The 18,475-nt window shown below is 58.0% G+C and carries 18 protein-coding genes; 2 read left to right on the forward strand and 16 right to left on the reverse strand.

What is annotated here, in order from left to right:
- Positions 1-3: 3 nt before the first annotated feature.
- The 10 genes from C0560_RS14070 to C0560_RS14115 all read right to left on the reverse strand — a co-directional run bounded on the left by C0560_RS14070 (position 4) and on the right by C0560_RS14115 (position 9,919).
- Positions 4-1,203 carry a nicotinamide mononucleotide deamidase-related protein YfaY gene (locus C0560_RS14070; protein WP_248858800.1) on the reverse strand — a complete coding sequence of 400 codons (1,200 nt, stop codon included), beginning with the start codon at positions 1,201-1,203 and terminating at the stop codon, positions 4-6.
- Between the two features lie 93 nt (positions 1,204-1,296).
- Positions 1,297-1,839 carry a YfaZ family outer membrane protein gene (locus C0560_RS14075; RefSeq protein ID WP_100779467.1) on the reverse strand — a complete coding sequence of 181 codons (543 nt, stop codon included), beginning with the start codon at positions 1,837-1,839 and terminating at the stop codon, positions 1,297-1,299.
- 159 nt (positions 1,840-1,998) lie between these two features.
- On the reverse strand, positions 1,999-3,360 hold the full coding sequence (gene menE, locus C0560_RS14080) for an o-succinylbenzoate--CoA ligase (RefSeq protein ID WP_248858802.1): 1,362 nt from the start codon (positions 3,358-3,360) through the stop codon (positions 1,999-2,001).
- Positions 3,357-4,322, reverse strand: coding sequence for an o-succinylbenzoate synthase (menC, locus tag C0560_RS14085; RefSeq protein ID WP_248858804.1), 966 nt, complete (start codon positions 4,320-4,322; stop codon positions 3,357-3,359). Before menC ends, menE begins: the two co-directional genes overlap by 4 nt.
- On the reverse strand, positions 4,322-5,179 hold the full coding sequence (gene menB / locus C0560_RS14090; protein ID WP_100779464.1) for a 1,4-dihydroxy-2-naphthoyl-CoA synthase: 858 nt from the start codon (positions 5,177-5,179) through the stop codon (positions 4,322-4,324). Before menB ends, menC begins: the two co-directional genes overlap by 1 nt.
- Positions 5,180-5,193: 14 nt before the next feature.
- Complete coding sequence (gene menH / locus C0560_RS14095) at positions 5,194-5,952, reverse strand: 2-succinyl-6-hydroxy-2,4-cyclohexadiene-1-carboxylate synthase (protein ID WP_248858807.1); 759 nt, start codon at positions 5,950-5,952, stop codon at positions 5,194-5,196.
- Positions 5,949-7,619 carry a 2-succinyl-5-enolpyruvyl-6-hydroxy-3-cyclohexene-1-carboxylic-acid synthase gene (gene menD / locus C0560_RS14100; protein ID WP_248858809.1) on the reverse strand — a complete coding sequence of 557 codons (1,671 nt, stop codon included), beginning with the start codon at positions 7,617-7,619 and terminating at the stop codon, positions 5,949-5,951. Before menD ends, menH begins: the two co-directional genes overlap by 4 nt.
- An 88-nt stretch (positions 7,620-7,707) precedes the next feature.
- Complete coding sequence (gene menF, locus C0560_RS14105) at positions 7,708-9,003, reverse strand: isochorismate synthase MenF (RefSeq protein ID WP_248858811.1); 1,296 nt, start codon at positions 9,001-9,003, stop codon at positions 7,708-7,710.
- A 96-nt stretch (positions 9,004-9,099) separates the two neighbouring features.
- The gene (gene elaB / locus C0560_RS14110; protein WP_100780844.1) at positions 9,100-9,405 is read right to left on the reverse strand and encodes a stress response protein ElaB; all 306 of its coding nucleotides are present in this window, start codon (positions 9,403-9,405) and stop codon (positions 9,100-9,102) included.
- Between the two features lie 52 nt (positions 9,406-9,457).
- Positions 9,458-9,919, reverse strand: a complete 462-nt coding sequence (locus C0560_RS14115; RefSeq protein WP_100779460.1) for a GNAT family N-acetyltransferase — start codon at positions 9,917-9,919, stop codon at positions 9,458-9,460.
- Between the two features lie 71 nt (positions 9,920-9,990).
- Here C0560_RS14115 and rnz point away from each other — a divergent pair, with 71 nt between their 5' ends.
- Entirely contained in the window at positions 9,991-10,908 is a 918-nt protein-coding gene (rnz, locus tag C0560_RS14120) for a ribonuclease Z (protein WP_248858813.1), read from the forward strand.
- Positions 10,909-10,972: 64 nt separating this feature from the next.
- On the forward strand, positions 10,973-11,977 hold the full coding sequence (locus tag C0560_RS14125) for a chemotaxis protein (RefSeq protein WP_100779458.1): 1,005 nt from the start codon (positions 10,973-10,975) through the stop codon (positions 11,975-11,977).
- An 81-nt stretch (positions 11,978-12,058) separates the two neighbouring features.
- Here C0560_RS14125 and nuoN read toward each other — a convergent pair whose 3' ends face one another.
- From nuoN to nuoI, 6 genes are all read right to left on the reverse strand, one after another.
- Positions 12,059-13,516, reverse strand: a complete 1,458-nt coding sequence (gene nuoN, locus C0560_RS14130; RefSeq protein WP_100779457.1) for an NADH-quinone oxidoreductase subunit NuoN — start codon at positions 13,514-13,516, stop codon at positions 12,059-12,061.
- A 6-nt stretch (positions 13,517-13,522) separates the two neighbouring features.
- Complete coding sequence (gene nuoM / locus C0560_RS14135; RefSeq protein WP_100779456.1) at positions 13,523-15,052, reverse strand: NADH-quinone oxidoreductase subunit M; 1,530 nt, start codon at positions 15,050-15,052, stop codon at positions 13,523-13,525.
- 165 nt (positions 15,053-15,217) lie between these two features.
- Entirely contained in the window at positions 15,218-17,059 is a 1,842-nt protein-coding gene (nuoL, locus tag C0560_RS14140; protein ID WP_123427202.1) for an NADH-quinone oxidoreductase subunit L, read from the reverse strand.
- Entirely contained in the window at positions 17,056-17,358 is a 303-nt protein-coding gene (nuoK, locus tag C0560_RS14145) for an NADH-quinone oxidoreductase subunit NuoK (RefSeq protein WP_003861496.1), read from the reverse strand. The genes nuoL and nuoK overlap by 4 nt, the downstream gene beginning before the upstream one ends.
- Positions 17,355-17,909 (reverse strand): NADH-quinone oxidoreductase subunit J, encoded by a 555-nt coding sequence (gene nuoJ / locus C0560_RS14150; RefSeq protein ID WP_100779454.1) that lies wholly within the window; start codon positions 17,907-17,909, stop codon positions 17,355-17,357. The genes nuoK and nuoJ overlap by 4 nt, the downstream gene beginning before the upstream one ends.
- Positions 17,910-17,919: 10 nt before the next feature.
- Positions 17,920-18,462, reverse strand: a complete 543-nt coding sequence (nuoI, locus tag C0560_RS14155; RefSeq protein ID WP_000172742.1) for an NADH-quinone oxidoreductase subunit NuoI — start codon at positions 18,460-18,462, stop codon at positions 17,920-17,922.
- Positions 18,463-18,475: the final 13 nt, after the last annotated feature.

Below are 18,475 nucleotides of genomic sequence, written 5' to 3' on the forward strand. Positions count from 1 at the left end.
TTTTCACTCGATAAACAGCGTTTCCACCACCTCAATCCAGCCATGATCGCTGGCGACCTCTTTGCCATTCAGCCAGCGGCGCAGCATATTCAACGCCATCATCGCACACACCTCCTGGCGCACCTGCAGGCTGTAGCGCGTGGCGCTCATTTTCACGCGCAGAGCGTGAGTGCCCTGCGGTGTGGCGAGGGCAAAGTTGAGATGCTCATCTTCAAGGCCAGTCACCGCCAGCGCCAGTCCGGCGAAATGGTTGACCCGACGATCGGCCGTCCAGTGGGCGGTTTGCGCCAAGGTCTCTTCCTGCGAAGGCACCACTTCGCTCGCCAGCAGCGAGGCGTTAGCCCGCGAGAGTTGCAGCGCCAACAAACCGCCAGTGAACTGCTCGCTCAGGGTCAGGCTCAATTGACGCTCCTGAAGATGACGGGCGATTTGCGCCGGTAATCCTTCGGTGCCTTCAAAGATCAGATTTTCACCCGCTACACGCTGCACCTCAGGCCATGCCGCCAGCATCGCCGCTTTTTGCGTCGCCGGACCGGTCAGTTTCAGCTCGATTATCGGCATTGAGGAGCGGTAGCCCATTGATACCCCTTCCGGCAGCTCAAGGGGATCGAGGCTTTGCGCCAGATCGCTTTCCGAACGGCCAAAGGTGGTGAGGCGCAGGCAAATCGGCGGCTCCGGGAGTGTGAACCGCTCGCGCAGGCGCGGCATAATTTCCTGCTCGACCATCACTTTAAATTCAGAGGGAACGCCGGGGGTAAAGAACATCAGGCAGCGGTTCAGCTTGACCGCAAAACCGCAGGCCGTGCCGACTGGATTATTAATAAACTCGGCGCTGGCGGGGATTTCCGCCTGCTTGCGGTTGCTGGGCGCCATCACCCGGCCACGCTCGCTGAAGAAGCGCTCCATCTGCACCAGCCACTCTTTATGCAGCACCAGCCCTTCGCCTTTGGCCGTCGCCGCTGCCAGGGCGCTGAGGTCGTCGCTGGTTGGCCCGAGGCCACCGTTGACGATCAGCACATCCGCATGTTCGCTGCGCTCACGCAGCACGTTGACCAGCGACTCGAGGCTATCGCCGACGGTATTACGGCGCGTTAACGATAATCCCTGCTCAAAGAAAAAATTGGCCAGCCAGGCCGCATTGGTATCGGTAATTTGTCCATGCAGCACTTCGTCGCCAGTGGACAACATTTCCACGCTTATCATCGTGTTCTCCCACTTATTTAGTGGAAACACTATAGCGCAATCAGATGTGGGGGGAAGAGAGAAACAGGTGCGGCAGGACGCCGCACCCTAAAATCAGAATCCTGCGCTCACGCCCACGTACGGGCCATCGGCCAGCGCGTTGTCGCGGTTGCCGTCTTTACCGGCGAGGTTCAGGTAGCGATAACCGGCTTCGATGGTGATCGGACGCATGATCGTCCAGCGCGCACCGGCGTTGGCTTCTTCATAGCTGTCGATACCGCTGGAGAGGGAATCCGGAGAGTAGTAGTACTCACCAAACAGACCGAAGCTGTCGCCGATTTTCCACTGCAAACCGCCGCCCACTGCTGCTGCGTAGCCTTCGTCGCCGTCGTTCGGGTTAGTGTAGATACCTTTCCCGCCAACGGTCGCCAGGAATGGACCCAGCGGAATGTTCAGGCCCAGACCGAGGCTCGCGGCATCGCCGTCGTCATCGTTATGAGTCCAGCCGCCGGTCATCGCCAGGCCGGAGGTCTCTGTGCCCATGCCAAAACCGAGGTGGGTGTAATCCTTACCCGCCTGGCCGCTAAAAGAGATTGCATTTGCCGCCGCAGATACAAACATCAGGCCGCTCAGGCCCAGTAATGCCACTTTTTTCATTGTCGTGATCCCGCACTCATTTAAAATAGATATCCCAAAACCGCGCGATTTTAACCCGAGAAATCCAGGGATCAATGCGCTATCGGTGCGTATGACGTTTAGATTGTAACGATTTGAAACTTTCTGGCGTTAGCCCACCGCAGCAGCTGCCTGAAAACGCTAGCCTTTCAGAAAAGCGTTCACCCACTGCTGCAGCGCCCGACGGGAGATTTTGATCCCACCGCTTTTCAGCTCAGCGGGCAAAACTAGCCAGTGTCGCGGCTGCTGGAAACGCGCCAGCTTATCGCCCACCCACTCCGGGAAGGTCGTGATATCCGCGTCTTCTGCGCATTCGACCACCGCCACCGGTCGCTGACCAAATTCGGCGTCGTCCAGCGGCACGATGAACACCTGATGAATCAGCGGATGCCCGCTAATGACGCGCTCCAGCTCTTCCGGCTGAATGCCTTCTCCGCCGCTGAAAAAGAGATTATCCATGCGCCCGACAAGAGTCAGACGGCCGTCATGTAACTCTCCACGATCGCGGGTAGCAAACCAGCCTTGCGCATTGGCAAGCGGCGTTAATCCGCCGTCGCGCCAGTAGCCGCTGGCCATACTTTTGGCCCGGAGCCAGACCTCACCTTCAACAATTTTAACCTCGCGCCCCGGTAGCGCAGTCCCGACATCCGGTTGCCCGTCGGCTTCTTTCGCACAAACTGTCGAGGCGAATTCTGTCAGCCCGTATCCGCACCAGGTTTTGATGCCCTGCTCTTGCGCCCGAAGGGTTAACTCAACGGGGATCGCCGCGCCGCCCAGCAGGACGGCCCGGAGCGCGACAGGATCAGGGTGATTCAGCAAACGCCAGAGCTGCGTCGGCACCAGCGAGGCATGCGTGCAGCCCTCCAGCATCTGCTCCAGGGGCTGTTTTTCACGCACGGTTAATCGCGCGCCGGCCAGTAGCCAACGCCACAAAATCCCCTGTCCGGAGACATGAAAAAGAGGCAGGGAAAGCAGCCAGTCATCATCGTCGCCATAGGGCATCAGAGAGAGCACGCCCTGCGCGCTGGCAAGATGCGCGTCGCAGGTATGTACCGCCGCTTTTGGTAGACCTGTCGAACCGGAGGTGAGCGTCATGGACGCCAGCCGCGCGGGTTGCCAGGGGGCGGCGTAGTGACCTGCTGATTCGCGCATCAACACCGTTGGCAATCCGTCGAACTCGCCGTCCAGCACCAGCGCAAAACGCAACGTCATCTGGGGAATTAATACATTCAGCAGCGGACGTGGAAGCTGCGGGTTGACGGGTAAAATCCGCGCGCCACATTGCAGTAATGCCAGCCACGCCAGCAAAGTGCTGGGATGGTTTTGCGCCATCAGCATCACCCCGTCGCCATCCTGCACGCCCTGCTGTCGGAAGCCGCTTGCCAGCACATCAACATGCTGGCACAGCTGGTGCCAGGTCAGCGTGTCACTGTTCAGGCGCAGCGCGGGTTTGTCGGCTTTTTGCTGACACCAGTGCCGCCACGGCCAGTCGGTAAAGCTCATAGCAGTGGCTCCAGCGCCTCAACGTCCACCATCGGGAGGGTACTCTCCGGCCAGCGACGCACCAGCTGGGCCTGCATCAGATTGAGCGTGTCCAGCCCCGGAATGGTCTGCGGGGTGAGCCACGCGGCAATTCGCGCCAGTTGCGTCAGGCCAAGGCTCGACTCAATAGAGGAACTTATCACCGCCGTCAGGCCGAGAGCGTGGGCCGCAGCCACCTGCTTGCGCACCTTTTCCAGGCTGCCCGTCAGCGTCGGCTTGATCACCACCGCACTTACGCCCGGCTCGGCGAGAAACTGGAAATCCGCTTCACGCAGGCTTTCATCCCAGGCAATGGCAATTCCCGTCTCCTGCGCAAAGGCGCGCGAGTCGTCGCGGGTTTTGCACGGCTCTTCCATAAATGCGATGCGATCGCGATACGCCGGATTGACGTACTTCGCGAACTGCTGCGCCTTGAGCGGCGTCCACGCGCGGTTTGCATCCAGACGCAGACGCAAATCCGGAATCGCTTCGAGCAGCAAATTGACCACCATGCCATCGCGTACCGCTTCGTACAGGCCCACTTTGACCTTGGCGACTTTCTCGCCGGGCATAGCGCTAAGGGCGGCAAACAGTTCGTCCGGATCGCCCGAGCAGAGCGGCGCGGCGCGGTAATCCGCCGCGTCCGGCAGCGTGCCGTCCAGCTCGGCCAGCGCGCAGCTAATACCGAAGGCGGCAGAAGGCACCTCCGGCAGTGCCGGAGAAGCCCCTTCGCGCCAGGCATTCACCCAACTCAGCAGCGCGGCCTGGGCGTCGTCAAGCGATTCAAGGCTAAAGCCCGGCAGCGGCGAGATTTCGCCCCAGCCCTGCTTTTCGCCCTGCTGCAGATGGACGAAGAGACCGTCACGGGTTTTTAACCGCCGTTCACGCAGCACCACGCCCGCGTCCATGGGTATCTGCCAGCGGTAAACCTGCGCGCGACGCATTACGGATTCCGTTTGTATTTGCTGAAGTCCGGCTGGCGTTTTTCGTTAAACGCGTTGCGGCCTTCCTGCCCTTCTTCGGTCATGTAGAACAACATAGTGGCGTTACCCGCCAGCTCCTGCAGACCGGCCTGACCGTCGCAGTCGGCGTTCAGTGCCGCTTTCAGGCAGCGCAGCGCCATTGGGCTGTTTTGCAGCATTTCGCGACACCAGCGAACGGTCTCTTTTTCCAGATCGGCAATCGGCACCACCGTGTTGACGAGGCCCATATCCAGCGCCTCTTTGGCATCGTACTGACGGCACAGGAACCAGATTTCACGCGCTTTTTTCTGACCGACAATGCGCGCCATATAGGACGCGCCCCAGCCGCCGTCGAATGAGCCGACTTTCGGACCGGTCTGGCCGAAGATGGCGTTCTCCGCAGCAATCGTCAGATCACACATCATGTGCAGCACGTGGCCGCCACCGATGGAGTAGCCAGCAACCATCGCCACGACAGGTTTTGGACAGGTGCGGATCTGGCGCTGGAAGTCGAGCACATTCAGGTGATGTACGCCGGAGTCATCCTGATATCCGCCGTAGTCGCCGCGCACTTTCTGATCGCCGCCCGCGCAGAAGGCTTTGTCGCCTTCGCCGGTCAGAACGATCACGCCGACGTTATCGTCGTAACGTGCATCGGCCAGCGCCTGCATCATCTCTTTCACGGTCAGGGGACGAAACGCGTTACGTACCTGAGGGCGATTGATGGTGATTTTGGCAATGCCGTCCGTCGATTTGTGGTAACGAATATCCGTATAGCCTTCGGAGCAGTCTTGCCATTCAACGGGGGCATACAGCATTTGTTCATCAGGGTAGATCATGGGATGTCCTTTATTCAAAAACGCAGTATCTGCGCCAGACTCGCGGCAACCGCAGCGGGATTGTCCCGGTGGGCGTTGTGTCCGGCATTGGGAATCACATGGCGTTCGGCGTTAAGTTCAGCCGCGAGGGCTGCAAACTTCTCGTCGCGCTCGCCATACACATAGTGAAAAGGCGTTGTGCGGGCGTTCAGCGCCGCGCGTAAATCAGGTTGGTTCGCCAGGGATGTGGCCTGCAGCATGGCGGCAAGGGTCGCGCCATTATTTTGGCTGCGCAGGGCAATGAGTTCGTCACGCTGCGCGTCAGTCAGTGAGGCAAAAACCGGCTGCTGATACCAGGTACGAAACACTGACGGCAGTGGTTCATCGCGAAAACGTTGCGCCCAGCGGTGGTCAGATTCGGCTCGCGCTTCTCGCGCTGTCGCATCGCACAGGCCTGGATGACCGCCCTCGACAATCAGCCCCGCCAGCCCTTTTGGCTGCTGACAGGCATGAACCATCGCAATGCGGCCGCCAAGGGAGTACCCCACCAGCCAGTAGTTAAGTATGTTGTAACTAAGCAGCGTATTGGTCAGCAGCTGGCTCACGTCGCGGAACCCAGAGACGGCAATATCCTGTGAACCGCCGTGCCCAGGGAGATCCAGATACAGCTGCGGATGATCAGGCACCATCGCGCCCACCGTCTGCCATTCGCGACAGTCGCCGGAAAAACCGTGCAGGAAGACCAGCCAGGGCAACCCTGGCTTACCGGCACGCCTTTCACCGGCCAGAATCATAGATGGCTCACCTGGGCGAGCAGGCTTTGCAGCGTCTGCGCGCCGTCGGAATCGTTGACGACCAGCTCAATCAGCGTGGTGCCCGGCTGCCGCCAGGCGCGACTGAGCGCGTCGTCGAGATCGGCCCAGCGCTTCGGGCGATGATATTTGAGGCTAAACATCGCCGCGGCGTGTTCAAACTGTACGTTTTGCGGCATCAGATAGAAACGCTCGCGCTCGCTTTGCGGCGTCGGCAGCAGGGAGAAAATCTGCCCACCGTTATTGTTCACCACAATCAGCACAAATGGCGCAGAGACCTGGCGCAGCAGTGCCAGCGCGTTCAGGTCATACAGCGCCGATAAATCCCCGACAATCGCCAGGGTGGATTTCGCGCTGGCGCGCTGCACACCCGCCGCCGTTGAGATCAAACCGTCAATCCCGCTGGCGCCACGGTTGCTGTAGACAGGATACCCGGCCGGCAGTTTTGACAGGGCATCAATCAGACGCACCACCAGGCTGTTGCCAACAAAGAGCTGGCCCTGCTCCGGCAGATAGTGGCGGATGCGGTGCGCCAGCTCAGCCTCGCCAAAGCCTTCGCACTGGCGGGAGGTTAACTCCCAGGCCTGACGCGACAACGCCGGAATATCCGTCGCCCACGGCTGACGTTTTTCCGCCGGATGCGCATCCAGCCATTCGTCGATAGTGCTGACCAGACGACGCCCGCGATGGTGCGCCGGATCCAGCCGTCCTTCCAGCGGGTCCACCAGCCAGTACTCCTCCGGTTCGCAGGTGGCTTGCCACTGTAACAGGCGCTTACCCGTGAGGCTTGACCCGAGCTGAACCACGATTTGTGCCTGCGACAGTTCCGTTACCGCTTTGGCATTTCCCAGCCAGAGATCGGCGCACGGCAGCGGCTGCCCGGTTTGCGAAAGCACATCGCCAATCAGCGGCCAGCCCAGGGTTTGCGCCCATTCGGCCACTAGTTTGCCTTCGGCGGCGCTCATGCGCCCGGCGAGAACGACGCCGCGCTTTTGTCGCCAGAAAAACCAGTCGCGCTGTCTGGCGCTTTCAAGATGAGTTTGTACGCGCAGCCAGGGTTTATCGCTGCGCCACCAGTTGCCGAGGGCTTGCTGCCACTCAACGCCGGTGTCGTCCATTTCGCCGTACAGCGGTTCGGCGAACGGGCAGTTAATGTGCAGTGCGCCACTGCGCAGGGAGCCGAGCGCGTTATCAAGCGTCGACACCAGCCAGCTGGCGGGAATGTCCTGAGTCGGGCGCGGTAACGCGATCGACTGGGATGGATGAGAAGCAAAGATACCCGGCTGGCGGATCGCCTGGTTGGCGCCGCAGTCGATCAGTTCAGGCGGTCGGTCCGCGGTGAGGAGAATGAGTTTTTCGCCCGTCAGCCCGGCTTCAATCAGAGCCGGATAGAGATTTGCCACCGCCGTACCGGACGTCACAATCACCGCCACGGGTGCCTGGCTGACTTTTGCCAGCCCGAGCGCCAGATGACCAAGACCGCGTTCATCAAAATGGGTGTGATGTATAAACGCCCGGTTTTCTGCCGCCGCCAGCGTCAGCGGCGTAGAACGTGAGCCCGGCGCAATACACACATGCCTGACGCCATGGCGCGTCAGGGCTTCAAGAATGACCGTCGCCCAGCGGCGGTTAAAAGAACTTACTGACATGAAATTGTCCGGTATCAATATTAAGACACAGTATAAATAATAGAGAGTGATTGAATTTTGATATGAATCGGGAATGTGCGACTCAGTATTAATCCATAAGGAGCAGTGTTCTCAGCCCTGCGGCTTTGTTTTCTATCTCCTGCCACTCGTCCTCAGGCACGGACCCACTGACAATCCCTGCCCCGGCGTACAGTCTGACTGCTGAATCACTGACGCGCGCGCTGCGAAGCGCCACGCAAAACTCACTTTGTGCCAAAGAGAGGTATCCGGCCGATCCGGCGTACCACTCCCGGTCGAACGGTTCATGTGTCTGAATAAAATCGCGCGCTGACAGGCGCGGCAAACCGGCGACAGCAGCCGTCGGCTGCAATAGCTGGAGGCACTGCTCGTCATCGGGGTGTTTTAACTTGGTCCAGATACAGCGGCGCAGATGCTGCACCTTGCGCAGACGAACGATTTGCGCCGGAAGCACTTCCAGCGCCTGGGTATGGTGCTGTAGCCGCTGACAGATGTCTTCAACCACCAGCATGTTTTCACGCTGATTTTTGTCGTCGGCCAGCAGCCATTCACCCAGATGCTGAGCCTGGCGATCGTCAGGATGGCTGGCCACGGTGCCCGCCAGCGCTTCGGTGCGAAGGTGGTTGCCGCGTCGACGCCACAAGCGCTCCGGCGAGGAGCCCATAAACGCGCTGTGGGCGTCGAATACTATGCAGAAGTGGTAACAGTTGAAGTTCAGGCGACGGCTGGCAGCCATCAGAGCGATAGCATTGATGCCCCGGTCAAAGTGCAAATCCGTCGCCCGCGCCAGCACCACTTTTTCGAATGCGCCACTGGCAATGGTCTCGGTGGCCTGCGAAATCAGCCGCAGCCACTCCGGTTTTTCAGGCAGATGCGTTTCGCGCACCTTGTGCGGAGCGAGCGGGGTAATTGTTCTGGCGGGTGAGAGCTGCTGTAAAAAGGCTCTCGCCTGCTGCGCATCATCCGCAAGCGAATGGTCGCTCGACAGGTTCAGTCGCAGTGTAGCCACGCCCCCCAGCCGCAGCCAGAGCAGGCGCGGCAGAAACAGGTGGCTCTTTTCAGGAGCAAACGCATTCAGGCCGCAAATGCGGGTGTCATCGGAAAGTTCGTGAGTCTGGAGAAACTGACGGGCGAGCGAGAGTGACGAGAAATGGTGCACCGCGCCGAGGGCGGCCAGCTCTTCCTCACCACTACGCTGTTGCCAGTAAAACTGAGGATAGGCCACCTGAGCGCCCAGCCAGGCCAGGGGATCGAAGGCATCGTTTAACGGGAAAGAGACCTCGACATGACGCGTGCCGGGTGTGGGCGGAAACGCTTGAGCCAGAAAATGACCAAGACGTTCAATCGCAATTGAAATCGAATGCACGCTGACCTCTCCCTGTTAAAACCTCACATTATACGGGGTACTTACCGTAAAAAGCAGTACCCACGTTTAGGGAGGGGTCACCGTTTTTGCATAAACTTAGCGGCGGGAGAGCAGAAGCCCCAGCACCAGGCCGGCAGCCGCCCCTACGCCAATGCCCTGCCACGGTTTTTCATGCACGTAATCATCGGCACGATAGACCGCTTTTTTGGCGCGGTAATAGTAGTTGTCGGAGGCATTGCTGACGCGGTGTTTGACCTCTTCCAGCGCCTGTTCAGCACGCGCTTTCAGCTCAATATACTTTTGGTCTGCCGGGTCGCCTGAAGAACGCAGCACCTCTTCCAGTGTTTCACTAAGCAGCGCCAGGTCGTCGTCGATACGGGAATCCCAGGATTGAAATGACATATTTTTCTCCATGTGAGTGCTTCAGTCCCTAACTATAGACAACGACAGGCTATTACGCCTGTTTCGCTTCCCTCGCCATGCCGATATGTGGAATACCGTCTTCGTCGTACACCTCTGTTACCGGGGCGAACCCAAAGTGGGCATAGAATGGCTGCAGATGCGCCTGCGCGCCGAGATATAACGCCTTGTCTGGCCACTGTTTTTTGCAGGATTCGAGCGTCTGTTCCATCAGCTTATAGCCGAGTTTTTCTCCTCGCGCGTTGCTGCTGATGATCACCCGACCAATCACCACCGGGTCGAAATCGTCTTCACTTTTCAGAATCCTCGCATACGCCACCAGCGCGTCATCTTTCCAGCCGAGGATATGGCGGTTCTCACCGACCAGGTCATCGCCGTCGATATCCTGATAGGGGCAGGTCTGTTCGACGACAAACACTTCGCAACGTAATTTGAGTAACGCGTAAAGGGCGGAAACGGTCAGTTCACTGTGATGTAAATCTTGCCACTGGATCATGTCAGGCTCCTTCTTAAGTATCATCCCGTTATACTAAACACTTCTCGTGAGTCATAGAGTCTGATGATGTTATGGAACTGATTTTTCTCGGTACGTCCGCCGGTGTGCCAACCCGATCACGAAATGTGACGGCAATCCTGCTCGATCTACAGCACCCGACGCACGCGGGTTTATGGCTTTTCGACTGTGGTGAAGGGACGCAGCATCAGCTGTTACACACCGCGTATCACCCCGGCAAGCTGGATAAAATTTTTATCACTCACCTGCACGGCGACCACCTGTTTGGCCTACCAGGGCTGCTGTGCAGCCGCTCGATGGCCGGAAACGCCAGACCGCTGACGATCTACGGTCCGAAGGGCATTCAGGCGTTTGTCGAGACCACCCTGCGCCTGAGCGGATCGTGGACCGATTATCCGCTGGAGGTGATAGAGATCGCTGAAGGCGTGGTATTCCAGGACGCGCGTTTTACGGTGACCGCGCAGCCGCTGAATCATCCGGTGGAGTGCTATGGCTATCGTGTGGAAGAACACGACAAACCCGGCGCACTGGACGCTGCCGCGCTGATTGCCGACGGCATCAAACCAGGCCCGCTGTTCCAGCAGCTGAAAAATGGCGAAACCGTGACACTGGATGACGGACGCGTTGTTGACGGTCAGGCCTATCTCGCGGCCCCGGTTCCCGGTAAAAAAGTGGCGATCTTTGGCGATACGGCGCCCTGCCCTGAAGCGCTGCTTCTGGCGCACAACGTTGACCTGCTGGTCCACGAGGCGACCCTTGAGACAGCGATGGAAGAGAAAGCCAACAGCCGTGGGCACAGCTCTACGCGTCAGGCGGCAACCCTTGCCAGAGATGCAGGCGTGCAGAAACTGATCGTCACCCACGTCAGCTCTCGCTACGATGCCCAGGGCTGCGCGGCGCTGCTGGCGGAGTGCCGGGAAGTGTTCAAGGAGTGCGAGCTGGCCCACGATTTCATGCAGGTTTGCGTTTAGCCCTTCACTTTTCCCTCGGCGTGCCGATAACGATTAAAAGGCAAGCATCTCACTTGAGGGTAAAATGGATAATTTCCAGAAAGATATTGATGACAGGGCCAATCTGACCCTGTCGAACCGGTTTGAACTGTTGCTGTTCCGCCTCGGTACCTCGTTGAATGAGAACAAGTCTGAGCTGTTTGGCATTAACGTTTTTAAGCTGCGTGAAATTGTACCGATGCCGGAATTCACCAAACCCGCGGGCATGAAGTCGCCGCTGATGGGAATGGTGAATATTCGCGATCAGGTGATCCCGGTCATCGATCTTTCGGCGGTGGCCGGCTGTAAACCCGCCACCGGTTTGAACATTCTGCTGATCACTGAGTATGCCCGTAGCGTGCAGGCGTTTGCCGTGGAGTCGGTAGAAAACATCATGCGTCTGGACTGGAAGCAGGTTCATGCGGCGGAAACCGCCGTCAGCGGACGCTACATCACCAGCATCGCCTGCCTCGATGAAGAGACGGATACCAACGATCTGGCGATGGTGCTGGACGTTGAGCAGATTTTGTATGACATCACTCCGGCGAACCACGATCTGCACGCCAATAACCTCAAAATCAGCAAATTCAACATCAAGCCTGGCGCGGTGGCGATTGTGGCGGAAGATTCTAAGGTTGCCCGCTCCATGCTGGAAAAAGGGCTGGAGGCGATGAACATCCCGGCCCAGCTGCATATCACCGGCAAAGAAGCGTGGGAAAAAATTGGCGTGCTGGCTGCACAGGCGCAGGCCGAAGGCGTGCCGATCACCGATAAAATCGCGCTGGTGCTGACCGACCTCGAGATGCCGGAGATGGACGGATTTACGCTGACGCGCAAAATCAAATCCGACGAGATCCTCAAGCATATTCCGGTGGTGATCCACTCCTCCCTGTCCGGAAACGCCAACGAAGACCATATCCGCAAGGTGAAGGCCGATGGCTACGTGGCGAAGTTTGAGCTTAACGAGCTGTCATCGGTGATTGAGGAAGTGCTGGATCGTTCGATGAAGAAGATTGATGGGCCGCTGATTAGCCGCAAACAACTGGCTTGATTTGAGTCTGATTGCCGGGTAGCGCTTTGCTCACCCGCAATAAAAAACCCGCCGAGGCGGGTTTTTTTATGTCTGAGACCATTACATCAGCGGCATCGCATGCTGCACCAGGGTGATCAGCGGCTGCGGATAGATACCGAAGATCAGTACCAGCAGCGCGGAGATCAGCACCACAATACCGCCGGCGCTGTACTGCCAGTTGGTTGGTGCATCGCGATTCAGCTGCTGTGGCGCCGACAGATACAGGCTCACCGCCACACGCAGGTAGTAGTACAGACCGATTGCGGAGCCAATAACCACCGCAGCCGTCAGCCACCACAGGCCAGACTGTACACCGACAGCCAGCACGTAGAACTTACCGATAAAGCCCAGCGTCATCGGGATACCCGCCAGTGACAGCATCATCACCGTCATTACCGCAGACAGAATCGGACGGTGCCAGAACAGACCACGGTAGGAGAACAGTGAATCGGCATCCGGACCACGGTACGGACTGGACATCAAACTCACGACGCCGAACGCGCCGAGGCTGCTGAACAGGTAACCGGCCAGGTAAACACCGACGGTTTCCATCGACATGGAGCCGCTCTGCAGGGCAATCAGCGCCACCAGCAGATAACCCAGGTGGGAGATAGACGAGTAACCAAGCAGACGCTTGATGTTGGTCTGGCTCAGCGCCATCAGGTTACCGAAGATGATGGAGGCGAAGGCGATAATGCCAAGCACCACGCGCACCGCTTCGCTGTCACCCACTGGAGCGTACAGGAACAGACGCATTACCACACCGAAGATCGCGATTTTACTCGCTGTCGCCAGGAAGGTAGAGACAGGAGCCGGAGCGCCCTGATACACGTCTGGCGTCCACAGGTGGAACGGAACCAGAGAGAGTTTAAAGCCAAGACCGACAATCATCATGCCCAGACCCGCCAGCAGCAGCGGTTCGTGCAGCATGTTGTCGCCGAGGCTCTTACCGAGCGCCACGAACGACAGGTTACCGGACTGTGCGTACAGCAGTGCCATACCAAACAGCAGGAAAGACGAGGCGGCAGCAGACAGAATCGTATACTTGATACTCGCTTCCAGAGAGCGCTTCTGACGGAACGCATAACCAATCAGGCCGAACAGCGGCAGTGAGATCAACTCAATACCGAGGAACAGGGCCGCGAGATGGTTCGCGTTCGCCAGCAGGATCCCGCCGAGGGCGGCAATCAGAACCAGCAGGTAAAACTCTTCTTTGTTGTCGTTGTAGCCTTCGAGCCATGGATACGCAAAGGTGCAGGTCGCCAGGCTCGCCAGCAGGACCAGCCCGGTGTACAGCATCGCAAAACCGTCAACGCGCATCAGCGGGGTGACATCCATTGCGCCCGCCTGGCCAACAAACCAGAGGGAGACTAACGCAGCGTTCAGACCTAAAACCGACAGTGTGGCATTCAGGAAGTGATTGCGTCGCCACGCAATGGAGAGCATCACAACCACCACCGTCAATCCGACGATCAGCAGCGGTAGCAGCGCGATCAGTTGTTGTGGAGTTATTGTCATGGCGATTTACAGCCTTGTATTAGAAGCAGAATTAACAAACCACTGCTGGATATTACCCATCGCGGAATGCGAGGTATCCAGAATCGGCTGCGGATAGAAGCCCAGCAGCACCAGCAGTACGACCAGCAGCAGAACGATGAACAGTTCGCGCAGCGACATTCCCGGCAGTTCTTGCGCCGCGATTTGGCTCTTCGCTTTACCGAAGTAAGCGCGATGCAGCATCGCCAGCGAGTAAACGGACGCGAAGACCAGGCCGAAAGTGGAGATAACCGTAATGACCGGAACCACTTTAAAGCTGCCGAACAGAATCATGAATTCGCCGACAAAGTTACCGGTACCCGGCATACCCAGCGTCGCCACAGCGAAGAACATCGACAGGGCTGGCAACCACTTAATTTTGCTCCACAGACCGCCCATCATGCGCATGTCACGGGTATGCAGACGTTCGTACAGCTGACCACAGAGGATGAAGAGACCCGCCGCAGACAGACCGTGTGCAATCATCTGAATCACCGCCCCCTGGTACGCCAGCTGGCTGCCGGTGTAGATGGCAATCAGCACGAAGCCCATGTGGGAAACGGAGGTGTACGCGATAAGACGTTTGATGTCGTACTGCGTGAAAGCCATCCATGCGCCGTAGAAGATACCAATCACACCGAGCCACATCGCAATCGGTGCAAACTCCGCGGAGGCGTTCGGGAACAGCGGCAGCGCAAAGCGCAGCAGACCGTAGGCCGCGGTTTTCAGCAAGATCCCCGCCAGGTCAACGGAACCCGCCGTGGGTGCCTGGGAGTGCGCGTCTGGCAGCCAGCCGTGCAGTGGAACCACCGGCATTTTCACCGCAAACGCAATGAAGAAGCCCAGCATCAGCAGGTATTCGACGCCGTGAGACATTGGCGTTTTCAGCAGGTCCTGATAGTTGAAGGTCCAGACACCAGTCGCGTTGTAGTGCACGAACACCAGCGCCAGGATGGCAATCAACATCACCAGACCACTCGCCTGGGTGTAGATGAAGAACTTGGTGGCCGCCGTGATACGCGTTTTACCGTCGGATGCCTTATGGCCCCACAGCGCGATCAGGAAGTACATCGGCACCAACATCATCTCCCAGAAGAAGAAGAACAGGAACATGTCGATGGCAAGGAACACGCCGATAACGCCGCCCAGGATCCACATCAGGTTCAGGTGGAAGAAGCCCTGGTATTTTTGAATCTCGTTCCAGGAACAGAGCACCGCCAGAACGCCGAGCAGACCGGTCAACACCACCATCAGCAGCGACAGACCGTCGATGGCGAGGTGGATTGTGATACCAAAGCGCGGTATCCACGGCAGGATAAATTCAGACTGCCACTGCGGAATACCCGCAGACTGGGTCAGAGAATAGCCGCCCTGCAACCACAGTTGCAGACCAAGCGCGAGCGTCAATCCCATGGTGATCAGCGCAATCCAGCGCGGCATCTTCACGCCAAAGCGTTCGGTCTGCCAGCACAGGAACCCACCAATGAAGGGAATTAATATTAGCCAGGGTAGTAACATGGCGATTTTTATTCCTTTTTAAGGCCCCAGCCGGGGCCGATTTTCAACGAATTCTCATGGAACATTCACTTCGGACTGGGTTTGTTATGTCGGGTGGCACTCACGCTTATCCGACCTACGCTCTTGTAGACCCGGCTTGTACCACCGGGCAAACCCAATCTCAGATCAACGCAACACCATCAGCAGCGCCAGCACGACGACCGCACCAATGCTCATGGATGCCACATACCAGCGCAGATAGCCGTTCTCGCTCAACAGCAGGCCTTTACCTGCAAAGCGGGACAGCACTGCCGGGATGTTCATCATGGAGTTCATCGGATCGCGTTTCAGCAACCATGCAACGCCCAGGAACGGCTTAACGAAGATCATGTCGTACAGCCAGTCGAAGCCCCACGCGTTGTACCACCAGGTGCCCAGCAGACGGCCTGGCGCACTGTTAGCGACAGCCGTCACCAGAGTACGTTTGCCCAGCCACAGCCATGCAGCAATCAGAATGCCTGCGATAGCGACCACACCGGAGGTGATTTCAAGCGTCAGAACGCGACCGTGCTCAAGCTCGGTAGTATCCGGCAGTACGCCCTGCAACGGTGGCACAATCATCGCGCCAACGAAGGTAGAGAGCACCAGCAGAACCAGCAGCGGCAGGTGGTGAGTAATCCCCTTCCCTGCGTGAGCGTGAATTTGTTCTTTACCGTGGAAGACGATGAAAATCATACGGAAGGTATACAGGGAGGTCATGAACGCACCGACCAGACCTGCCACCATCAGATTGATATGACCATTTGCCATGGCACCCGCAAGGATTTCGTCCTTACTGAAGAAGCCCGCAGTGATGATCGGCAGTGCCGACAGCGCCGCGCCGCCCACCAGGAAGCAGACATACACCAGCGGAATCGATTTGCGCAGACCGCCCATCTTGAAGATGTTCTGCTCGTGATGGCACGCCAGAATGACGGAGCCGGACGAGAGGAACAGCAGCGCTTTAAAGAACGCGTGCGTCATCAGGTGGAAGATCGCTGCGTCCCATGCCTGCACGCCCAGCGCCAGGAACATGTAACCAATCTGGCTCATGGTGGAGTAAGCGAGAACGCGTTTGATGTCCGTCTGAACCAGCGCGGCAAAGCCCGCCAGCACCAGAGTTACCGCACCGACGATACCGACAAGGTGCAGAATTTCCGGCGTCATCAGGAACAGGCCATGGGTACGGGCAATCAGATAGACACCGGCGGTCACCATGGTCGCGGCGTGGATCAGCGCGGAGACAGGCGTTGGGCCTGCCATCGCGTCCGCAAGCCAGGTCTGCAACGGCAGCTGCGCGGATTTACCCACGGCACCACCCAGCAGCATCAGCGTTGCCCACGTCAGCATGTTGTTGCCTGCTTCGAAGTGCGCTGGCGCCAGTTCCACCATTTCGCGGAAGTTCAGCGTGCCCAGTTCGTTGTAAAGAATGAACAGAGCGAAAGCGAGGAACACGTCACCCACACGGGTCACGACGAACGCTTTCATGGCCGCTGCGCCATTCTTCGGATCGGTGTAGTAGAAACCGATCAGCAGGTAAGAACAGAGACCCACGCCTTCCCAGCCGAGATACATCAGCAGCAGGTTATCACCCAGCACCAGAACAACCATGCTGGCGATAAACAGGTTGGTGTAGGCGAAGAAGCGGGAGTAACCCTCTTCACCGCGCATATACCAGGAGGCGAACATGTGGATCAGGAAACCAACGCCGGTGACCACGGAGAGCATGGTCAGGGAGAGACCATCCAGTACCAGGCTGAAACCGATGTTGAAATCGCCGACCGACATCCAGGTCCACAGCGGCAGGCTGAACGCCTGCTTGCCGTTGTTAAAGAAGTCGATACCCGCGTAAGCGGTGACCAGCGCAGCCAGGCCGATAGAGCCGATGCCCACGGTGGCAGACAGATTTTCCGACCAGCGACCGCGTGAGAAAGCCAGCAGCACAAAGCCGATCAACGGGAAAATAATGGTTAAGGCAAGCATGTTCATCCACGCAACTCACTTACTGAATCGATGTTCAGGTTCTGGCGGCGACGATGGAGCTGCAGCAACAGCGCCAGGCCAATACTCGCTTCGGCAGCCGCGAGGCTGATGGCAAGAATATACATCACCTGACCATCGGTCTGGCCCCAGTAGCTACCGGCGACCACAAAGGCCAGCGCGGAAGCGTTGATCATGATTTCCAGACCGATCAGCATAAACAGCAGATTGCGTCGGATAACCAGACCGGTTAAGCCCAGAACGAACAAAATCGCGGCGAGGATCAGTCCATGTGTTAAGGGGATCATGCGCGCTCCTCCGTTTTTCTTTTCGCGCTGTCATTCGCACGGTTGCTCAGCACTTCGCCCGCACGATCTTCGCGGCCAACGTGGAAGGCAACAACCAGACCCGCCAGCAGCAGCATCGACGCCAGTTCAACAGCCAGTACGTACGGACCAAACAGCGTGATACCGACCGCTTTCGCGCTGATCGGCGTACCGTCGATACCCTGATCGTTCACGCCGAGAATTGCGTAAACGATCACTGCCAGCATGATGGCCGACAGAATCGCCGGGCCAATCCATACCTGCGGTTTCAACCACTGACGCTCTTGTTCAATTTCAGAGCCGCCCAGGTTCAGCATCATGACGACGAACACGAACAGAACCATAATGGCCCCGGCGTAGACGATGATCTCCAGCGCACCCGCAAAGTGGGCGCCCAGCGCGAAGAACACGCCGGAAATGGCCAGAAGCGAAATGATTAAGTAAAGCAACGCATGCACCGGATTGGTGTGCGTAATCACTCGCAGCGTGGCCAGGATGGCGATAAGGCCACAGATATAAAAAGCGAATTCCATTGCCCTCTCCTTACGGTAACAGGCTCTTGACGTCGATAGGCTTAGCTTCGTTCTCTGCTTCGCCCTTATCTTTGCCGTCGATTGCCATACCCGCCATCCGGTAGAAGTTATATTCCGGGTATTTGCCCGGACCGGAAATCAGCAGATCCTCTTTCTCGTACACCAGGTCCTGACGCTTGTACTCACCCAGTTCGAAATCTGGAGTCAGCTGAATCGCCGTGGTTGGGCACGCTTCTTCACACAGACCGCAGAAGATGCAGCGTGAGAAGTTAATGCGGAAGAACTCAGGGTACCAGCGGCCGTCTTTGGTCTCTGCTTTCTGCAAAGAGATACAGCCGACCGGACAGGCTACCGCACACAGGTTACAGGCAACGCAGCGCTCTTCGCCGTCCGGATCGCGGGTCAGCACGATACGGCCACGGTAGCGCGGCGGCAGATAGACCGGCTCTTCCGGATACATCTGGGTTTCGCGTTTTGCAAACGCGTGCAGGCCGATCATCCAGATACTGCGTACCTGGGTGCCGAAACCTACCAATAATTCTTTTAAGGTCATGGTCTATTGCCCC

This window comes from Lelliottia sp. AC1 (genome assembly GCF_023278595.1).
GTDB lineage: Bacteria > Pseudomonadota > Gammaproteobacteria > Enterobacterales > Enterobacteriaceae > Enterobacter > Enterobacter nimipressuralis.

Coding starts and splice junctions, on each gene's coding strand:
- C0560_RS14070 (WP_248858800.1), bottom strand. CDS start 1,203: ATGATAAGCGTGGAAATGTTGTCCACTGGCGACGAAGTGCTGCATGGA.
- C0560_RS14075 (WP_100779467.1), bottom strand. CDS start 1,839: ATGAAAAAAGTGGCATTACTGGGCCTGAGCGGCCTGATGTTTGTATCT.
- menE (WP_248858802.1), bottom strand. CDS start 3,360: ATGAGCTTTACCGACTGGCCGTGGCGGCACTGGTGTCAGCAAAAAGCC.
- menC (WP_248858804.1), bottom strand. CDS start 4,322: ATGCGTCGCGCGCAGGTTTACCGCTGGCAGATACCCATGGACGCGGGC.
- menB (WP_100779464.1), bottom strand. CDS start 5,179: ATGATCTACCCTGATGAACAAATGCTGTATGCCCCCGTTGAATGGCAA.
- menH (WP_248858807.1), bottom strand. CDS start 5,952: ATGATTCTGGCCGGTGAAAGGCGTGCCGGTAAGCCAGGGTTGCCCTGG.
- menD (WP_248858809.1), bottom strand. CDS start 7,619: ATGTCAGTAAGTTCTTTTAACCGCCGCTGGGCGACGGTCATTCTTGAA.
- elaB (WP_100780844.1), bottom strand. CDS start 9,405: ATGTCATTTCAATCCTGGGATTCCCGTATCGACGACGACCTGGCGCTG.
- C0560_RS14115 (WP_100779460.1), bottom strand. CDS start 9,919: ATGATCCAGTGGCAAGATTTACATCACAGTGAACTGACCGTTTCCGCC.
- rnz (WP_248858813.1), top strand. CDS start 9,991: ATGGAACTGATTTTTCTCGGTACGTCCGCCGGTGTGCCAACCCGATCA.
- C0560_RS14125 (WP_100779458.1), top strand. CDS start 10,973: ATGGATAATTTCCAGAAAGATATTGATGACAGGGCCAATCTGACCCTG.
- nuoN (WP_100779457.1), bottom strand. CDS start 13,516: ATGACAATAACTCCACAACAACTGATCGCGCTGCTACCGCTGCTGATC.
- nuoM (WP_100779456.1), bottom strand. CDS start 15,052: ATGTTACTACCCTGGCTAATATTAATTCCCTTCATTGGTGGGTTCCTG.
- nuoL (WP_123427202.1), bottom strand. CDS start 17,059: ATGAACATGCTTGCCTTAACCATTATTTTCCCGTTGATCGGCTTTGTG.
- nuoK (WP_003861496.1), bottom strand. CDS start 17,358: ATGATCCCCTTAACACATGGACTGATCCTCGCCGCGATTTTGTTCGTT.
- nuoJ (WP_100779454.1), bottom strand. CDS start 17,909: ATGGAATTCGCTTTTTATATCTGTGGCCTTATCGCCATCCTGGCCACG.
- nuoI (WP_000172742.1), bottom strand. CDS start 18,462: ATGACCTTAAAAGAATTATTGGTAGGTTTCGGCACCCAGGTACGCAGT.